The 17,418-nt window shown below is 53.9% G+C and carries 17 protein-coding genes; 2 read left to right on the top strand and 15 right to left on the bottom strand.

Annotated elements, in window-relative coordinates:
- Positions 1 to 23 precede the first annotated feature (23 nt).
- From EDM57_RS18910 to EDM57_RS18880, 7 genes are all read right to left on the bottom strand, one after another.
- Positions 24 to 1,199: an MFS transporter gene (locus tag EDM57_RS18910; protein ID WP_122906252.1), complete on the bottom strand. Its 1,176-nt coding sequence runs from the start codon at positions 1,197 to 1,199 to the stop codon at positions 24 to 26.
- Between the two features lie 83 nt (positions 1,200 to 1,282).
- Entirely contained in the window at positions 1,283 to 1,774 is a 492-nt protein-coding gene (locus tag EDM57_RS18905; protein WP_122906334.1) for a MarR family transcriptional regulator, read from the bottom strand.
- A gap of 130 nt (positions 1,775 to 1,904) precedes the next feature.
- Positions 1,905 to 2,117, bottom strand: coding sequence for a hypothetical protein (locus EDM57_RS18900; protein ID WP_122906251.1), 213 nt, complete (start codon positions 2,115 to 2,117; stop codon positions 1,905 to 1,907).
- Positions 2,118 to 2,163: 46 nt separating this feature from the next.
- A complete protein-coding gene (locus tag EDM57_RS18895; RefSeq protein ID WP_122906250.1) occupies positions 2,164 to 3,204 on the bottom strand; it encodes a Gfo/Idh/MocA family protein in 1,041 nt (346 codons plus the stop codon).
- Between the two features lie 277 nt (positions 3,205 to 3,481).
- The gene (locus EDM57_RS18890; RefSeq protein ID WP_122906249.1) at positions 3,482 to 3,808 is read right to left on the bottom strand and encodes a hypothetical protein; all 327 of its coding nucleotides are present in this window, start codon (positions 3,806 to 3,808) and stop codon (positions 3,482 to 3,484) included.
- 6 nt (positions 3,809 to 3,814) lie between these two features.
- The gene (parC, locus tag EDM57_RS18885; protein ID WP_122906248.1) at positions 3,815 to 6,364 is read right to left on the bottom strand and encodes a DNA topoisomerase IV subunit A; all 2,550 of its coding nucleotides are present in this window, start codon (positions 6,362 to 6,364) and stop codon (positions 3,815 to 3,817) included.
- Between the two features lie 2 nt (positions 6,365 to 6,366).
- Entirely contained in the window at positions 6,367 to 8,310 is a 1,944-nt protein-coding gene (locus EDM57_RS18880; protein ID WP_211338276.1) for a DNA gyrase/topoisomerase IV subunit B, read from the bottom strand.
- Between the two features lie 536 nt (positions 8,311 to 8,846).
- On the opposite strand from EDM57_RS18880, the gene EDM57_RS18875 reads away from it, so the two are divergent.
- Entirely contained in the window at positions 8,847 to 9,224 is a 378-nt protein-coding gene (locus tag EDM57_RS18875) for a YflT domain-containing protein (RefSeq protein WP_122906246.1), read from the top strand.
- 94 nt (positions 9,225 to 9,318) lie between these two features.
- Here EDM57_RS18875 and EDM57_RS18870 read toward each other — a convergent pair whose 3' ends face one another.
- The 8 genes from EDM57_RS18870 to EDM57_RS18840 form a co-directional block, all read right to left on the bottom strand.
- Entirely contained in the window at positions 9,319 to 9,624 is a 306-nt protein-coding gene (locus tag EDM57_RS18870) for a DUF1292 domain-containing protein (protein ID WP_122906245.1), read from the bottom strand.
- An 82-nt stretch (positions 9,625 to 9,706) separates the two neighbouring features.
- On the bottom strand, positions 9,707 to 9,880 hold the full coding sequence (locus EDM57_RS23445; protein ID WP_170163475.1) for a hypothetical protein: 174 nt from the start codon (positions 9,878 to 9,880) through the stop codon (positions 9,707 to 9,709).
- A gap of 30 nt (positions 9,881 to 9,910) precedes the next feature.
- Positions 9,911 to 10,777: an ABC transporter permease gene (locus EDM57_RS18865; protein WP_122906244.1), complete on the bottom strand. Its 867-nt coding sequence runs from the start codon at positions 10,775 to 10,777 to the stop codon at positions 9,911 to 9,913.
- The gene (locus EDM57_RS18860; protein ID WP_122906243.1) at positions 10,774 to 11,706 is read right to left on the bottom strand and encodes an ABC transporter ATP-binding protein; all 933 of its coding nucleotides are present in this window, start codon (positions 11,704 to 11,706) and stop codon (positions 10,774 to 10,776) included. Before EDM57_RS18860 ends, EDM57_RS18865 begins: the two co-directional genes overlap by 4 nt.
- Complete coding sequence (locus EDM57_RS18855; protein WP_122906242.1) at positions 11,700 to 13,937, bottom strand: acetyl-CoA carboxylase biotin carboxylase subunit family protein; 2,238 nt, start codon at positions 13,935 to 13,937, stop codon at positions 11,700 to 11,702. Before EDM57_RS18855 ends, EDM57_RS18860 begins: the two co-directional genes overlap by 7 nt.
- Positions 13,938 to 13,954: 17 nt before the next feature.
- Entirely contained in the window at positions 13,955 to 15,031 is a 1,077-nt protein-coding gene (locus tag EDM57_RS18850; protein WP_122906241.1) for a TolB family protein, read from the bottom strand.
- Entirely contained in the window at positions 15,028 to 15,591 is a 564-nt protein-coding gene (locus tag EDM57_RS18845) for an RNA polymerase sigma factor (RefSeq protein ID WP_122906240.1), read from the bottom strand. The genes EDM57_RS18850 and EDM57_RS18845 overlap by 4 nt, the downstream gene beginning before the upstream one ends.
- Positions 15,592 to 15,725: 134 nt before the next feature.
- Positions 15,726 to 16,874 (bottom strand): trans-sulfuration enzyme family protein, encoded by a 1,149-nt coding sequence (locus tag EDM57_RS18840; RefSeq protein WP_211338273.1) that lies wholly within the window; start codon positions 16,872 to 16,874, stop codon positions 15,726 to 15,728.
- Between the two features lie 134 nt (positions 16,875 to 17,008).
- Between EDM57_RS18840 and EDM57_RS18835 the strand changes: the two genes are divergently transcribed.
- A partial coding sequence (locus EDM57_RS18835; RefSeq protein ID WP_211338272.1) for a peptidylprolyl isomerase occupies positions 17,009 to 17,418 on the top strand: 410 nt, incomplete at its 3' end.

Here is a 17,418-nt window from a genome sequence, read left to right as displayed (position 1 = left end):
AAGGCTGCGTTCGCAAACTTGCATCACGCGCTTTTGCCGAAGCGCAAGCCGTTTACGTTTTTTACAGCGAACATAACCGCAAGTACGAGCAGCAGTCCCGCCACGCCAAACTCCAGCCAAGTGCCGCCCGCTTCGTACAGCGCCGCTCCCGCTACAGGGCCGGCCGCCATGCCCATATAGCGGATCAGGTTGTAGACGCCAAGTGCCGTGGCCCGTTCCTGTTCAAACACTTCCGTCAAGAGTGTCGTATGCACCGGCATCCCGATTCCGAGCGCCAAAGCGAACAACGTACTTGTCACGACGAGCATGACGAGTGATGCGTCTGCCGCTGTCATAAACAAAAAAGTCGCGGCAGCGTGCATTCCAGTTGTCCAGACAAGAGCTCTCCGCACTCCCCAGCGCTTTTGCACACGAGCAGCCAGCTTGCTGCCAATCATCAAGACGACGGAGGTGAGCAAAAACAGCAGCCCGATTCGCTCACTGGACAAGTGGTAGCGGTGCGTCAGCTCACCCGGAATAAACAGCAGGAAGCAGTAATACGCAAACATTTGCGTAAAACCAAGTAATATCACCGCTGCTCCCACTGTATGCCGGAAAATATCGCTGTAAGCGCGCAAATGAAAGCTTCTCGTAGCAAAATGGCTGTTTTTCGTCTCTGGCAGCAACAGTCCATTCCCGATTAGCAAAAGAACCGCGGTCACGGCTAAAAACGCAAAGACAGCCGGATGTCCTCCCACTCCTCCGATCCAGCCGCCGAGCAATGGGCCGATAGCCGGCCCTACTGCCAGCATCATCTGGTATGTTCCCATCGCTTTTGCCCGCTCGTTGCCCGTAAACAGGTCACCAATCATCGTGGCAGCCACAATCGGGATCGCGGCAAAGCCTATGCCTTGAATGGCGCGAAAAACGAGCAGAACGGCAACCGACTCAGCCAGATAGCAGCCGACGGAGGCCACTGCATACAAGACGAGTGCCGGAATCATCACCTTTTTCCGACCGAGCCGATCCACGAGCGGCCCGTAGACAATCTGCATCACGGCCAACATGACCGTAAACACAGAAATTGTCAGATTGATCCCGTATTCACTTGTTGCAAACGCCTTTTGCATGGCGGGCAAAATCGGCATAAACAAGTTTTGGGCAAACGTACCGAGCAAAATGGTCACGCCCAGCAAGACAAGTACTTTTTTCGTATTCATTGACGGCTTCACCTCAAACTTATTATTGTGTCCAGGGAAACAATCCTGCCCGAAACGTCAGGGAGAATCTGTTCCATCTCCCATCACGTCTCAGTCCAGTTCTTTTCCAGCTCTTTTGTCGCCTCGCCAATAAATCGGGCGATACACGTCAGCTCCGCTTCGCTGAAGTTGTCCAAAAAACGGTACATTTTTTTCTCCAACTGGGCGTGGAAGCTATCGTGAATACTGTTCACCAGTTCGCCCACCTTGGTCAGCCGGAAAAAAACTTCTTTTTGGTTGTCTTCCAGTTGGAAGCGCTCCAGCAGCCCTTTTTTAAGCAGCTTTACCGTAATTTTTGAAATCGCGCTTTTCGTGACCCCGATGTTTTGCGCAATCGTCGTTACGTTCATCCTGGTATTTTTGCCAATCACGGAAATAACGTGCAACTCCGTAACCGAGAGGCTACCCAGCTGCTGGGAGTCGGGAATGCTGTCCTGGATCTGGCGCAGCAGCAATGCTTCGCGGCGTTTGCTCTGTTCCTCCTGTTTATGGAGTAGTGCGAGACACTGATTCCAGACTTTTGCTTTCTGATCCAATTCAGAAGTCAGCTCCTTTACCGACTTTTTGTTTCCTCGGAAACATTTTTTACTGTAACATGGCAAAAGACATGTGGCAAGCAAAAAAACCGCAGCCCTGCTTGCCTGCGCTGCGGTCTTTGCTTGCGTGTTACCCTTGTACATTTCCCAGTTCCACATCTGCGGCAAAATGGGCGCGCGCAGACTCCAGCACTTCGCCTTCCGAGCCTGCCGAGATTTTGTAGTTCGCAACCACCTTTTTGCCTTTACGCACCTGTACGTTGTACTGCGAATCGCCATCGTACGTGCATTCGCACTGGTAGTCCTTGCCGTTGACGTGAATGTTTCCTTCCACAGTGGTCACACCTCCCCTTTTAGTGTGACCAACGCTTTCTTCCGTCATGCTGCCGTCAGACAAAAAGCTCGACGCGTTTGCCTGTCGCAGCAGACTCCATCGCCGCTTCGATAATGCGCAGCGCCTGAAGCCCGTCTTCTCCGGTCACAGCCGGAGCCGTTCCGGTGCGAATCGCCTCGACAAACGCATCAATGACGCCACTTTTCGTCTGCGCGTCATTCGTCTGCATCGCGCCGATCTTGTATACTACTCGCTCGCCGCCAGCGTTCACAATCTCGATGTCTTTTTGCGGGTCGGCAAATATTTTCATGATACCGCGCTCGCCGTACAAAATGGTGCTGTTGTCCTCATCGCCGTAGTAGCTCCAGCTAAAGGACGCCGTCCCGACTGCGCCCGACCTTGTTTTCAAAAGACATACCATGTGGTCGCACACCTCGATGGGCTGGCCGTGCTCGTCTTTTTTGTCCAGGACGTCTGCAAATGCGCTGACCTGCACGATCTCGTCCTGCAGCAAATAGCGCAGCAGATCCACCTTGTGAATGCCCAAATCGCCTGCCACTCCGAGCGCCGAGCGCGATTTTTTGAAAAACCACGTGCCTTTTGTCCGATTGGCGCTCCAATACTCCGGACCTTTATGCCCGAAGTTCGTCTTGAACGACAGAATTTTCCCCAGCTCGCCTGCCTCAATCAGCTGCCGCGCCTTTTGATGGGCGGGTACGAGACGCTGGTTGTGGTCGATCATCAAGATTTTCCCCGAAGTGCGTGCCGCCGCGAGAATCGTCTCTGCCCCCTCGATGGTCGTCGCCATCGGCTTTTCGCACAACACATGCTTGCCCGCGAGCAGCGCCTGCGTGGTGATGATGTGGTGCATCTCGTTTGTCGAGCAGTCGCTGATGGCTGTGATGTCCGGATGATGGACGACTTCCTCCCAGCTTTCCGCTACTTGTCCGCCGTACTGGTCCGCCAGTTTTTGCGCGCGGTCGGGATTCGGATCGTAGACGAGGTGAATTTGTGTGTAAGGATTGCTGCTGTACTCAGGTGCATGACGATGAGTAGCGATAGAACCGCAACCGATAATGCCAACTTTCAGTGTCACTGTATCCTCTCTCCTTTTCCTGGTTCCTGTCCGACTTTTGGCAGATGCAAGGGTGAAGCCACAGGTTGTCCAGCTTTTTTGATAATGGATTTCCCAATATTCTTATTATACAGATATTACCTCTGTTCGAAAACTTCGCTCGATGCGAATCCACATCAGCTTGTCCAGAACGCAAAAAAAACGCTTTGGCACAGCCAGCCACCCGTACAGAGAGCGTACAAGTGCCTGGGCATCAGCCAAAGCGTTTTTTTGTGCCATTTGGCAGGATATTGCCTGCCTAGACAGGGGAAAATGCCGACAGGACGGCAGGCTGTCTCACGGTTTCGTCATTCGGCAGTTCCACGATGAGGTGGCCGCTGTCTCCATCCTCGCCGCCTTCCCAGCGCAGCGCAAATGGCTTGCGCTGGAAAGCATCGTTCTCATCCAGACACGCCAGCATTTTTTTCAGCGTGTCTGCTGTTACCGGAACCGCGACGCTCGGACCTTCCTCCTGCGGAAGCGAGAGCAGCTTGGGCGCGTCTTCAAAATACTCAACGGTATCGAGCAAAAGCGACACCTGCTGCCAGCTCAACGGTGATACAAAAGCTTCAAACGGAGTTGCCATTTTCCATCATTCCTTCTCTTCGCCAGGTTCGAGATCGAACAAAGTAAGAGGCTCTGCTGTCCCCTTTTGTTGCGCTCTCGCGGATTCGCCCTCTCCAGAGCCTTTTGCTGCTTCTTCTTTTGCTTCTTCTGTCGGCAAAACGGTTTCGAACACAACGGATTTGACGCCGCCTTCTACGAGGCTGCGGCCAATTCCGCCCTGTTCGTTGACGTTGATCTGGCTCGTGTCGACCAGCATCCATTCGTTTTGCGCCGTCCACGCGTACACGTTCTCGTCGATGAACATTGCCGCAAGCTGGTGCGGGTTGTTTTTGCGCTTGCGAATCAGCTGGACGCCTTTTCCGGCCCGGCCTTGCAGCGGAATGGCTGCTATCGCGGTCCGTTTGACCACACCTTCAACCGTCAACAGGGTAAAGACTCGGCTGTCCTCTTCTTCAATCGGCAGCATGGTGACGACAGAATCACCTGGCGCAAGCGTAATCGCCTTGACGCCGCTGGAAGCGCGGCCGGTCGGGCTGACTTCTGCTTTCGGGAAGCGAATGCCCATGCCTTCTCGGGTCGCGCCCAAAATGCCGCCTGACTCGCCTGCCACAAACACATGGACAAATTCATCATCTTCTGATTTCAGCTTGGCCGCCACCAGTGCACTCGAACGGTTGGTCTCGTACTCGGACAGCGCCGTCTTTTTTATCAGGCCGTTTTTGCTGATGTGGTAAACAAACAACGGCTGTTTGAAGTTCTCCACGATTGTAAAGCCGACGATGCGCTGATTTTTTTCCAGCGGGATAATGTTGACCAGCGCGGAGCCGATGTCTTTCCACTTGTCGTCCGGGAACGAATTGACGAGGGTGGCGAAATATTTCCCGTCCTGCGTGAAAAAGAGCGCCGTATGGGACGTATTGGTTTCCACGAAGTAGCGAACCTTGTCGCCGTCCTTGACTCCGCACGTCTCCAGAGTCCCGCCCGCCGATCGGAAGGAGCGCGGACTCGTCCGTTTGATGTATCCTTCGTTGGTCAGGGTAACGATGCAATCTTCTGCATTGATTTGCATCGCAATATCGATCTTGATTTCCTCAATTTCTCCCTGAATTTCTGTCAGCCGCGCTTCGGCGTACTTTTTCTTGATCTCGTTCAGCTCGCTTGTGATGACCTGGATCAGCTTTTTCTCGCTGGCAAGAATCGCTTCGAGCTCCCCGATTTCTTTTGTCAGGGTGGAAAGCTCCTTTTCCAGCTTGATAATATCAAGACGGGTCAGGGAGGCGAGCTGAATGCTTAAAATCGCTTCAGCCTGTTCGTCTGTAAAGCCGTATTTCTCAATAATGTTTTTCTTGGCATCGGCCCGGTCTTCGGAATCCATGATCGTGTCGACGATTTCACGCAAAATCGATTTGGCGCGAATCAGCCCCTCCACGATACGCTTGCGTTTGCTCTTGCGCTCCAGATCGTACTGGCAACGATTCGTCACGACTTCCTTCTGGTGGTCGATATACGCGCCGAGCAATCCTTTGAGCCCCATCTGGCGGATGGTTCCCTCGTGGATCACGTTCATGTTGTAGTTGTAGTAAATTTGCAGGTCGGTGTTTTTGTACAGGTAATTCAGAATCGCCCGTTCATCGGCTTCCTTGCGAATGTCGATGACGATGCGGACCTTGTTCATTTCCGCTTCCTTGCGGCCTGTCTCGTCGCGGACGGCCAGCGCGCCTTCGATTTTGCGGTCCATGACCAGCTCGTCCATTTGCGCGACCAGCTTGGACTTGACCACTTCGTAAGGAATTTCCGAAATGACGATCTTTTTCACTTTCCCGCCCTTCGGCTCTTCCATGTGGGTCTTCGCGCGAATGATGAACTGGCCGCGGCCTGTCTCAAACGCCTTGCGAATCCCCGACACCCCCTGGACGATGCCCCCGGTCGGAAAGTCCGGGCCTTTGACGTACTTCATCAGCTCGTCGAGCGAGATGTCCGGATTTTTCATCTGCGCGATCGTCGCGTCAATGACTTCCCCCAGATTGTGCGTAGGAATATCGGTGGCGAAACCGACGGCAATCCCGGACGCGCCGTTTACCAGCAGGTTTGGAAAACGCGACGGCAAAACGGCCGGCTGCTGGGCCGAGTTGTCGTAGTTCGGGATGAACACGACGGTGTCTTTTTCAATATCGCGCAAAAGCTCGTTGGCGAGCGCGGACAGTCTGGACTCCGTATAACGCATCGCCGCTGGCGGGTCGGCATCCAGGCTTCCGAAGTTGCCGTGGCCCTGAATGAGCACCTGGCGCATTTTCCACCATTGCGCCATGCGCACCATCGTCTCGTAAATCGCCGAGTCGCCGTGCGGATGGTACGTACCCATCACGTAACCGACTGTTTTCGCCGATTTGCGGTACGGTTTGTCGTGCGTATTGCCTTCCTGGTACATCGCGTACAAAATGCGGCGCTGCACCGGCTTTAAGCCATCGCGGGCGTCCGGGATCGCACGGGAGAGGATAACCAGATTGGCGTAGTCCCCGAACCGCTTCCCCATGATTTCCGCGAAGCTCTGGTTAATGATCTGATTGGACAACATGCTTATTCATCCTCTCCCACTTCAAAAGTAACGTGGTTCTCGATCCACTCGCGACGCGGAGGCACTTTGTCCCCCATCAAGACCGTCACGAGCTTTTCACAGTGAGCGAGGTCTTCCAGCTCGACTCGAATGAGTTTGCGCGTCTCCGGGTTCATGGTGGTCTCCCACAGCTGATCGGCGTTCATCTCACCCAGACCTTTGTAGCGCTGTACCTCTGCGCCGCGTCCAACCCGTTTTAACGCCTGCTCCAGCTCCTGGTCGCTCCAGCAGTAGATCGACTCCGTCTGCTTGCCCTTTACCATTTTTTTCACCTGGTACAAAGGCGGCTGGGCAATGTACAGATGCCCGGCTGCGATCATCGGGCGCATGTAGCGGAAGAAAAACGTAAGCAAAAGCGTCTGGATGTGCGAGCCGTCCACGTCCGCATCGGACATGATGATGACTTTGTCAAACGCACAGTTTTCAATATCGAAGTCTTCCCCGATGTCCGTCTCCAGCACTTCCAGAATCGTGCGGAACTCCTCGTTCGCCAACACTTCCGACAGCTTGGCCTTTTCCGTATTCAACGGTTTTCCCCGCAGCGAAAACAGCGCCTGGAACTCGGAGTTGCGCGCCTGCTTCGCAGAGCCACCCGCAGAGTCCCCCTCGACGAGGAACAGCTCGTTGCGTTTGGAATCGCGATATTGCGGCGGCGTAAATTTTTCCGAGATCGATTTGCGTTTTTTCGCCGCCTTGCCTTTTTTGTCTCCGCGAAGCGCTTCCCGCTGCTTGCGCAGTTCCTCGCGAATTTCCGCAGAGCGCAACGCCTTGTCGATCAAAAGCTTGCCGATTTCCGGATTTTCCTCCAGGAAGAAGCCCAGCTTCTCGGAGACGATTTGCTCGACGATGGTCCGCGCTTCTTCGTTCCCCAGCTTGTCCTTGGTTTGCGACTCGAACTGGACATCCGCCATTTGCAAGGACAGCACACCAAGGAAACCTTCGCGCAAGTCATTTCCTGTCAAGTTGGGGTCTTTTTCCTTCAAATACCCTTTTTTCCGCGCAAACTCGTTGAAAATCCGGGTCGTTCCGTTGCGGAAGCCGGTTACATGTGTACCGCCATCTGTCGTCACAATCGAGTTGACGTACGACACGAGCGTCTCCGTATAGCCGTCATTGTATTGAAAAGCCAGCTCGACGTAGACGTTGTCCTTTTCCCCTTCGAAATAGACGATCGGGTGCAGTGTGTTTTTGCCCTCATTCAAATAGGAGACGTACGACTTCAGCCCGTCTTCGAAGTAAAATTCTTCCTGCTTCTTCTCCGGACCGCGCTCGTCGATCAGCACCATGCGCAGCTTTTTGAGCAAAAACGCTGTTTCCCGGAAACGGTCGCGAATCGTTTCGTAGTCAAAGCGCGCGTTGCCAAAGACCGCTTCGTCCGGCAAAAAGCGCACAGTCGTACCCGTCCTTTTGGTCGTTCCTGTCACTTCGAGTCCTGTGACCGGCTTGCCAACGTGCTCGATGCCTTTTTCGTCGACGACGTAGGCAAAACGCTGCTTGTGGATTTTGCCATCCCGGTGAATCTCCACTTCCAGCCATTTGGACAGGGCCACGACGACGCTGGAGCCTACGCCGTGCAAGCCGCCGCTTTTTTTATAGCCACCGCCGCCGAATTTCCCTCCGGCGTGGAGAGTTGTAAAGATGACTTCGGGAACGGGCCGTCCCGTTTTATGCATGCCTGTCGGAATCCCCCGACCGTGGTCCTCGACGCTGACGCTGCCATCTTTGTACAGCGTGACGATGATCGTATCATTCGCGCCAGCCAACGCCTCGTCCTTGGCGTTGTCAACGATTTCCCACAGGAGATGGTGCAAACCTCTGCTTCCGGTCGAGCCGATGTACATTCCGGGGCGCTTGCGGACAGCAATCAGGCCCTCCAGTACCTGGATATCTTCCTCGGTATAGGTCATGGTATGTAGTGTATCTGTTTCCTTCAATCGCGCTCTCCCCTCTACTTTTCGAAAAAGCGTCCAAAACATCCCTTCGTTTTGGTAAACGCACAGGTCATCGCCTTGCTCTTTGAAAAACATCCATTCCGTGCGAAAGGGAATATTTCACAAAAAAAGCGAACACTTAATCGCTATTGTACCGTATGCTTCCCATAGTATTCAACGCCAGTCACAAAATGGGGCAAAAAAAACACCCCGCCCGAAGCGAGATGGCCGATCCTGCACAATATTCCTCGTTCCACTGGCGTCAGGCAAAACCACATAGCCCAGGCAGATGACGGTTCAGCAATCGTGTAGCATTTTTCAGGGAAGCAAGGTCAAAGCGGATCAGTCTCGCCTGCCGCTCCCTACTTAATTTCTTGCTTGTGTCGGAAAATCCCTGCCCGCCATAAGGAATTTTTGACTGCACGGGACGCAACTATTTCCATTCATCTATGCCGCCAGAGCGGGCAACCTATTAGGGCATCGATTCCTGAGGCGACTAGGAGGGAATAACTTTGATTAGTGCGACCAAGCCGTTTGTCAAGTTTCATCGGTACGACCAGGAGCTGGTTTCGGACATTCAGGCGTTGAACTCGTCCGGGTATCATAAGGATGACATATGGGTATTGAAGTGGAATCCCGATAAAAACCACTCGAATCAACGTGACAATTTTTATAAATACAGCACGCATTTTGAAAGTGCTGTAGGTGACATCGACAGCAAGGCCCATTTCTTCGACAACGGCGGCGAGGAACTGCGCACCCGTCTGGAAAAGCTCGGCCTGACCAAGGATGAAAGCTCTGCACTGGTCAGGGAGCTGCAAGAAACGGACTACACCTGCCTTTTGGTCGTCCGCGACTTGAAGGACAACATTATCAAAATGAATGACTGATCGGCCCATCAAAAAAGCCGCTGCCCGGTTTTTGTTAAACCAAGCAGTGGCTTTCGTACGCTTACGAGCATCCCGCAGCTGCGCGGCAACCCGATTATTCGCCTTTGTCGATCAGTTCAATGCCTTCCAGAACCTCGTTCAGCTTTGCGTATACAGCGTCTTCCTCGTCTTCTTCCAGTGGAACCATTTCACCGCCATCGACCTGGAATACGAAGATGTCTACTTCTTCATCCAGCTCTTCTTCGGCATCCTCGTCTTCGAGCGCTTCTGTCAGAGCAACGTATTCTTTCCCGTTCAGGTCGAACATCGCCACGACTTCAAAATCACCCAACGGCTCACCGTTTTCATCATCCAGCGTAATAATATCGCCCAATTCGAGGTCTTTGTTATCTTCTGTCAATGCGTTCACGTCCTTATGCTGATATTGGTTCTCTACACCATCATACTGTTTTTTTCCGGCAGAAGCAAACAGGCGAATGGCATTACTCGCTATACTCTTGAAGCACGCCTTTTTCCAGCAAAAACGCTTCCTCTGCTTGCAGAATCGCAATGATCGCCTCGCGCTTCACGTACATGCCCGCAGAAGCGAGACGACTCTCGATCGATCTGAGCATTTCTTCAAAATCAATCACTTGCACTTCTTCCCGTTGGCTCACAAAAAGACCTCCCTTTTCGACACACACTGTTTATTTTACACGAACAAACCATTTCTTCCAACTCCACCATCTTCGCCGGATCGGTTTGAGCAAATACGCGCTCCATACCATCAAGAGCAACGCCAGCACGACGTAAAAGCAGGAAAAAAACAGCCACGGCGAAAAAGCGTGCTGCTCGCAAAGTTCCAGCGTCTCACCTAGTATGCCAAACAGGACGATAACCGGATTCATCCCCGCCAGCACCTGCAACTCCGGCAAATTCCAGACGCCCTGATTCGGGTACAGGTCCGGGTAGCTTTGCTGCAGCCACTCGCCTATGAAGAAAAACAACAGCCCCGTTCCAACGACAAAAAAGAACGCGATTCCGTAAGAAGTAATCGTGCTGATCGAGGTACGCTTGATCCAGGTGGAGCAAAACAGCCCAAGTGAGCCCAAAAAGAAAATATTGACGAAAAGAAACAGGATCAACTGCCCCATCTGCTCGGGAGACACGCTTCCGTACAGCATGACAATACTGTACAGCGGCATGGAGGCAACGAGCAAAAGTGTGGAAAAGGCCAGCGACGTAATCAGTTTGCTCCAGACAATCGTCGTTGGCGACAGCTGCGTTGTCAGCAGGATGTGGAGCGTCTGCCGTTCGCGCTCGCCGCTGATTGCCCCTGCTGTCAGGGCAGGCGCGACGAAGCAGACCATCGCATAGTGAATCGCCGCAGAAATGAGGAACAGGTTGCGGTTTTCGCCCAACGCTTCTGCCCGCAAGGTGTCGGTCAGCAAAAAGCCAAGCGGAATCCCGCCCATGACTAGCAGGTAAACCGCCAGAATGCACACCGTTTTCCGGGAGCGAAACCGTTCGCGCAATTCTTTTACGAGGATCGGATTGAAAAGGAAGCCGTTCACTCCATACCGACTCCTTCCGTAATCGCCATGAAAACATCCTCCAAATTTTTCTTCGTGTCACCGTAGTAGACGACTGCCACCCGCTCGTCGATCAGCTCCTGCAAAAGATCGGCCTTTTCCTGCTCGCTGCCCTGAAAATGAAAGCGGAAGCCGCCCATGTATTCCTCCAGCTGGTTCACATGCGGCGAGCTTTCCAAAAGCAGCGCCGCTTTGTCGAGGTTGCGCAGCGCCCGAAGCTGCATGACGCTCCCGCCTGTCTCTTTGCTGCTCACTTCGTGGACAGAGCCGCACGCGATCAATTTCCCGCGCTCGATCACCCCGATCTCATCGCACAGTTCGGCCAGCTCAGGCAAAATGTGCGAGCTGATGAGAATCGTTTTGCCCATTTCCCTCAGCTGCTTGATAATCTCCCGCAGTTCGATCCGCGCTCGCGGGTCCAAGCCAGACGCCGGCTCGTCCAGAATCAGCACTGCCGGATCATGGACAAGGCATCGCGCCAGCCCCAGCCGCTGCTGCATCCCTCGCGACAAGGAATCGACAAACGCATCCGCTTTGTGCGCCAGGTTCACCAGTTCCAGCAAATCGGCTACGAGCGCCCGTCTTTTGCCTGCCGGAATTTTGTAGGCGCCCGCGTAAAACTCCAGGTATTCTACCGCCGTCAGATTATCGTACACCCCAAAAAAGTCGGGCATGTAGCCGATCGACTGGCGTACGCTGGCCGGGTCTTTGCGAACGTTATAGCCGCAGACGTACGCCTCGCCTTCGCTTTGCTCAAGCAAAGTGGACAAAATCAGCATCGTCGTCGATTTTCCAGCGCCGTTTGGCCCAATGAAGCCGAACACTTTTCCCGGCGCAATCGACAGGTTCAAGTCAGACAAAGCTTGCAGGGTGCCGTAGCGCTTCCCCAGATGCACGGTTTCAATTACCATTTTCTCACCCCTTCCATCTGGAAAAACGGCGTCGGCAGCGTCAGGCGCGTAGCTGTGCTGTTGGTAAAACGCAGCAACAACGTGCGGTTGGCTGTCAAGGCATCGTGAAGCTCTTGCGCCAGCACCAGCTTTGTTCCGCGCTCCACTGTCCGCCACTTCCCGCTCTTCTGGTGGAAGTATTCGATGTGGAAAGGGCGGTACGAGCTGTGGTCAAGCGGAACGAGCAACCGCTTCAACTCCAGGTTCGTCGCGTCTGTCTCCAATTCGAACGTAATGCTGCCTTTTCCGAGCTGCCAGAGGTAGCCTGTGTTCGTTTCATAGTCTCCGCTCGCTTCTGACAGCACCGCATTCAGCAATCCATAGGGGAGGATCACCTTTCCGTCCGCTTGCGGCTGGAGCTGTACGTTCTGGTTGACGACATTCCAGTAATGAGCCTGATGCGGCTCCTGCATTTTCATCAGCGGAACAGGCTCTGTCGTAATCCCGATCAGCCGTACCTGTCCACCCTGTGCATATCCAATGACGCCCTCCTGCAATTGCTTGCGCCGTTCTTCCGGCGAATCCGGCGAATCCTGCTCCAGATTCCGCGGCATAAACAGCCATTCGAGTACACTGTCGATCTGCTTTTCTTCCCCTTTTTTCAGCGCTCCGAGCGAAATGCGCTGCAAGCCGACTTCGATGAATGTCTGCTCATAGGAGTAGACCGTATTGTTTTTCACTTTGCCGACCAGTCGGTTCTCTTCGACACGAACATCCACGTCAAATGCGCCGATATTTTGCAGCACGCCAAAGCCGAGGGCCTGTCTCGGAGTCAGGTACGGCAGATTCCGGTAAGACAACAGGCGTGACCCGTCTGTCAGTCCTTCCGGTTCGTAGTCGCTTCGTCCCTGCGACAAAGGGACAGCGACAATGGATGGCTCGACGATCACGTCATACCCGTCCTTGTCGACAGCCAAAAAGGTGGACGCCGTTCGGGCCTTGGCCAATTTTTCATCCAAAATACTGATTTCCGAAATGCTGTAGCTGGCATTCGTCTTCACCACCAGCGGCTTTCCGATGGCAAAAATGCCAACAGCCATCAGAATCGCGGCCCCCGGAATGATGCCCCACGCCCATTCCCGCCTGCCGACTTTTTTCAGCACCAAATAGGCAAGCGGCGCCACCAGAAGCACGTAGCTGCCCCACATGACCACCATCCAGACAGGGGGCGGAGTTTGCACGTCGGGAATTTTTTTGCTCAGCTCCAAAAAAGAGCGCGACAGCGGGTCGTAATGGCGCTTGTTTTCCAAAACAGTCGTCACGCCTTGCTGGGCCATGACGTTTTGCCACAGCAGCGGGTTGTACTGCCAGGAAGCCAAAGGCTCGGCTGTCACATCGTAGTTGACGAACAAAAAAAGGCCGTTGCCGCTTTGCTTCGCTACATATAGCGGCAGGTTCCGGTTGTACACTCCCAGGTCGCCGGGAAGGGCTGGCTTGCCGCCCGCATAATCGCGCAGTGCTTCCGCGAGCGGCACGCTCCCTTTTTGCCCCGTCTGGATTGGCAAAATGTCCCTGAACCTTTGCACCAGTGCATCCTGATCCGGCCCCGCCGACAAGATGACGACACCGCCGAGCTTGATCCATTCCTTGATCGCGGCAAGCTGCGCGTCGTCAATCAACGCCCCCTGCTTGCTGCTGATCGCCAGCACGTCGAGACTGTCGTACAGCCACGATTTGTCCGGGAGCATGTCCGGGGTCAGGTTATGCACAGAAATCGGTTGATTCATTTTCGATTGCGAGGTGTTCACGGCGAGAAAGTGAAACGTGTTTCCGCCCTCATCCACGACACCGATTGTCTGCCCGTCTTTCGGGAAAGGGATGCGCAGCTTTTCGGACTTTAAAACCTGTCCGTTTTGCGTGACGTGAATGTACCAGTCATGGACGAGCATTTGCATCGGCAAGTCAAAAAACAGGGTCGTGCTCTTGCCTTTTTCCAGCTTGACCGGCTGGCGCATGTTCGCTTGCCGCAAATTTTTCGGCAGTGCCCTGCGCGACAGCTCCACATAGCCCGCAACATCGTTTTCTTCGCTCGTGATCGTCACCTCAAGCCGCATCCATGATTCGTACTTGCTGATGCCTCCCATGGGCAATTTCACTTCTATATTCATGTTGTTCTCCGCTTGCGCCGGCTGTCCGGCAAAACCAAAGCCGAACCAGGCGACGGCAAAGACCAACACCCATTTCCATTTCATGCTTGTTCCTCCGCTCGTTATCGTGACGCCAGTGAGATTACCAGCTCCTGCGGCTGATTTTCACGCAAGACCAGCAGGATTTGCTTTCCGTTTGCCGCCCAGTTTCCGCGGATCAGCTCGGCTGTATACGGGTTGCGCAGTGGCAGCTCTTTTGTCACGAAAGGCTCGTCTGCCACGTTGGCTTCCATGAGCTGTCCGTCCGGCTGCGTGTAGGTCAGCTCCTGCTCTGAACGCCAGGATGCCCACTGCCCTTGTCCCAGCATCGCGATCAGCCCCGTTCGCATTTCCATGACCTGCACCGCTCCCGCCTTGCGAAACGCCAGGAAGCGTCCGTCCGGCGACCATTCAGGCTGCGAGCCCTCGGCCAGCTTCCACTCCTGATAGGAGATGGTGCTGCTGACCCAGATTTCATCGTTGCCGCCTTTCGAGCGGGTATAGGCAATCGAATCGTCATGCTGTGACCAGCTCGGGGAGCCGTATGCAACGCCTTCTTCTTCTTTTAAAAGGCGACTGCTGCCCGTGCTGTACGCCGTTGGCATCTCGACAATCCACAGGCGGGAAAGCTGTCCAGCCTGCTCGACAACCGCGATCTGATTCCCTTTATTGGACCAGGCCAAAGCCACGTACTTGCCGTTTGTCGGAGGCAATTTGACAGTGACAGGCTTTGTATCGCTATCAATCGGAATCGTCCTGAGCTCCGACTGCTGGGCAATGTAGGCAATCTGTGTCGCTGCCCCGTCAATATCCACCTGCTCCACGGATGCTTCGGCAGGCAAGGCAAGCACCTCGTGCCTGTTTATCGTCACGGCACCGTCGCTCCACCACAGAAAAGCTCCGACAGACAGCGCGACGACCATCGCCGCACAGCTGATCCAGAGCAGCTTGCGTGATTTCCACAGCGGTTGTCCCCCTGTTGGAGCCTGCGCTTTTTGTGCTTCCAGTTCTTTCATTCGCTCCAGCAGCTGCTTTTTCAAATCAGCCTTCAACTGATAATTGACAGGGACAGAACGGCGCATTCGCTTCAAATGGGTCAAGAGTTGAGATACAGTCTGATCGTCGGTGTGATCTTGGGGGTATTTCTCCTTCTCGCTCATTCGGAGTCCCCCCTTTCATACATCTTCTGAAGTTTTTGTAAGCCCCGATAGGAGATCATTTTGATGCTAGATTCTGACTTGCCAAGCACTTCAGCGACCTGACTGATTTTCAGATCGGCAAAATAACGAAGCATGAGGACGTCTTTCTGGTCCTGCGACAACAAGTCCAGCCGGTCACGAAGCAGACGAATTTCCTCATTGGTCAACGCCTGTCGTTCCGGCTGCCAGGTATCATCCGGCTCGCTTCCCAAAAATTCCTCCTGATCGACGGGAAGCTCCCTGTTTTTTCGCATAAAGTCCACATATGTATTGTGTGCGATCCGGAATATCCAGGAAGCAAACGGACTTGTTCTGCTATATTGATCGAATTTTTCCAGCGCTTTCAAAAAGACCACAGTGGTCAGATCATCGGCATCCCACGTACTCTGGACACGGCAGCGCAAATAACGGTTCACGCGATCAAAATACTCGTCGTACAGCTCTGTAAACGGACGAGATTCGTAATAGTCTCCAGACGCAGGGTCCGATGGTTGCGCGGAACGCTTAATGGCCATTCCCATTGTGGTTTCCTCGGTTTCTCTCAATTTGTTGCTATTGAGCCGGGATATTGGAGTGCCAATCCTCCCGGCCCCATCCTACTACGTTATACGGGCGGCCCTCAAAGAAGTTACAAGGGTATACTCCTTTTTTTTGACTAATTTTCCAAAGCGCGGGCGAGTTCGCTCACGATGTCGTCAATTGCCTCGATCCCGACAGACATGCGTACCAGTCCCATCGTAATGCCTGCCGCTTTTCGCTGTTCTTCGGAAAAAGCCCGATGCGAGGTCGTAACCGGGTGGGACACGCTCGTCTCTACTCCGGCCAGCGACGGCACGAACTTGATCCAGTCCAGCGCCCGGTAAAAGTCGTAAATTTTGCGCTCATCCTTGAGCGTAAATGACACCATCGCCCCTTGCTTCGGTCTGGCGAAAAACGCCGTTGCCTCCTCGCTCGGGTAGTAGACGCGGCTGATCGCAGGATGGTTTTGCAAAAAACGGGCCACTTCGCTCGCATTGTCACATTGCCGTTCCATTCGGACTGCCAGCGTCTTCAGTCCGCGCGCCGCAAGCCAGGCCTCGAACGGGCTGAGGGAAGCGCCATAGTTGACGACGATTTCCGTCGCGCGTGCGATGAGCGGACGGCTCCCGACGAGAACACCGCACGTCACGTCGCTGTGCCCGCCGATGTATTTCGTGCCGCTGTGAACGACCAGGTCCGCGCCAAAGGTGATCGGCTGAACGAGATATGGCGTCGCAAACGTATTGTCGACCATGACATACAGCCCCAGCTCTTTTGCCTGGCGAATCCAGAAAGGCAGGTCGACTACCGTAAGCAGCGGATTGGTGATCGTTTCCAGAAAAAACAATTTTGTCGTGGGCCGCACGTGATCTGCCAGGCTCGTCCCGGAGTCGAGCACGATGCACTCCAGCTCGATGTCTAAACGCGCCAGTTCTTTTTGCAGCAACGCGTAAGTGCCGCCGTATATTTCGTGAGAGGCGAGCACATGATCGCCGGGGGAGAGAATCGATAGCAAGCCCGCCATGATCGCCCCCATGCCGGATGCGGCGCTGACTCCCGCCTCCGCCTGCTCCAGACGGGCAACAGCGGAAGCAAGCTCGACCTGATTCGGGTTGCCCTCGCGCGTGTACAAATATTCGCCTTCACCCTCGTAATATTTTTCGACTTCCTCCAGGCTGTCGAAGGCAAAAACAGAAGTTTGGTAAATCGGAGTAGACTTGCTTGCTGCCCGACTCAGTGGCTTGTGTCCAATATGCACCGTAGTCGTTTCGAATCGTTCGCTCACATCGATCACCCTTTTTCTACCATCATACCATGCCAGATGCTGGGCCGACTACCTGATTGGCATTTGCCAGTCTATTTGTGCTATAATTCGAAACCGAACTACCCAACAGGGAAGAACAAAGGAAGGTGCAAAAGATGAAGAAGTATTTCATGACCCTGCTCACATGTCTGATGGCAGTCGCCTTGGTTACGGGTTGTTCCAGTGCAAGCAACGAAACGGCTCCGACAGAGCCCACACAGACGACTACACCAGCTGAAAAGCCTGATTCCAAAGAGCCAGCCCAGCCACCAGGACCTACTGGCGAGAAAAAGTACGAGAAAGCTCCCGACATGCAGATCGACAAAAACAAGTCTTATCAGGCGAAAATCTCTACCACGATGGGAGACATCACGATTGAGCTGTTTGCCAAAGACGCGCCAATCACTGTAAACAACTTCGTCTTCCTGGCCAAGGACAAGTTTTACGACGGTCTTACGTTCCACCGCGTTATCAAAGATTTCATGATCCAGACGGGCGATCCGCTCGGCAATGGTACTGGGGTGTA

Source organism: Brevibacillus gelatini (assembly GCF_003710935.1).
Lineage (GTDB): Bacteria > Bacillota > Bacilli > Brevibacillales > Brevibacillaceae > Brevibacillus > Brevibacillus gelatini.
The sequence above is the reverse complement of the archived record's forward strand: the minus strand, read 5'-3'. Positions and strand labels throughout refer to the sequence as shown.

Coding starts and splice junctions, on each gene's coding strand:
- EDM57_RS18910 (WP_122906252.1), bottom strand. CDS start 1,199: ATGAATACGAAAAAAGTACTTGTCTTGCTGGGCGTGACCATTTTGCTC.
- EDM57_RS18890 (WP_122906249.1), bottom strand. CDS start 3,808: ATGGCAACTCCGTTTGAAGCTTTTGTATCACCGTTGAGCTGGCAGCAG.
- parC (WP_122906248.1), bottom strand. CDS start 6,364: ATGTTGTCCAATCAGATCATTAACCAGAGCTTCGCGGAAATCATGGGG.
- EDM57_RS18880 (WP_211338276.1), bottom strand. CDS start 8,310: ATGACCTATACCGAGGAAGATATCCAGGTACTGGAGGGCCTGATTGCT.
- EDM57_RS18860 (WP_122906243.1), bottom strand. CDS start 11,706: ATGGTAATTGAAACCGTGCATCTGGGGAAGCGCTACGGCACCCTGCAA.
- EDM57_RS18855 (WP_122906242.1), bottom strand. CDS start 13,937: ATGAAATGGAAATGGGTGTTGGTCTTTGCCGTCGCCTGGTTCGGCTTT.
- EDM57_RS18850 (WP_122906241.1), bottom strand. CDS start 15,031: ATGAGCGAGAAGGAGAAATACCCCCAAGATCACACCGACGATCAGACT.
- EDM57_RS18845 (WP_122906240.1), bottom strand. CDS start 15,591: ATGGGAATGGCCATTAAGCGTTCCGCGCAACCATCGGACCCTGCGTCT.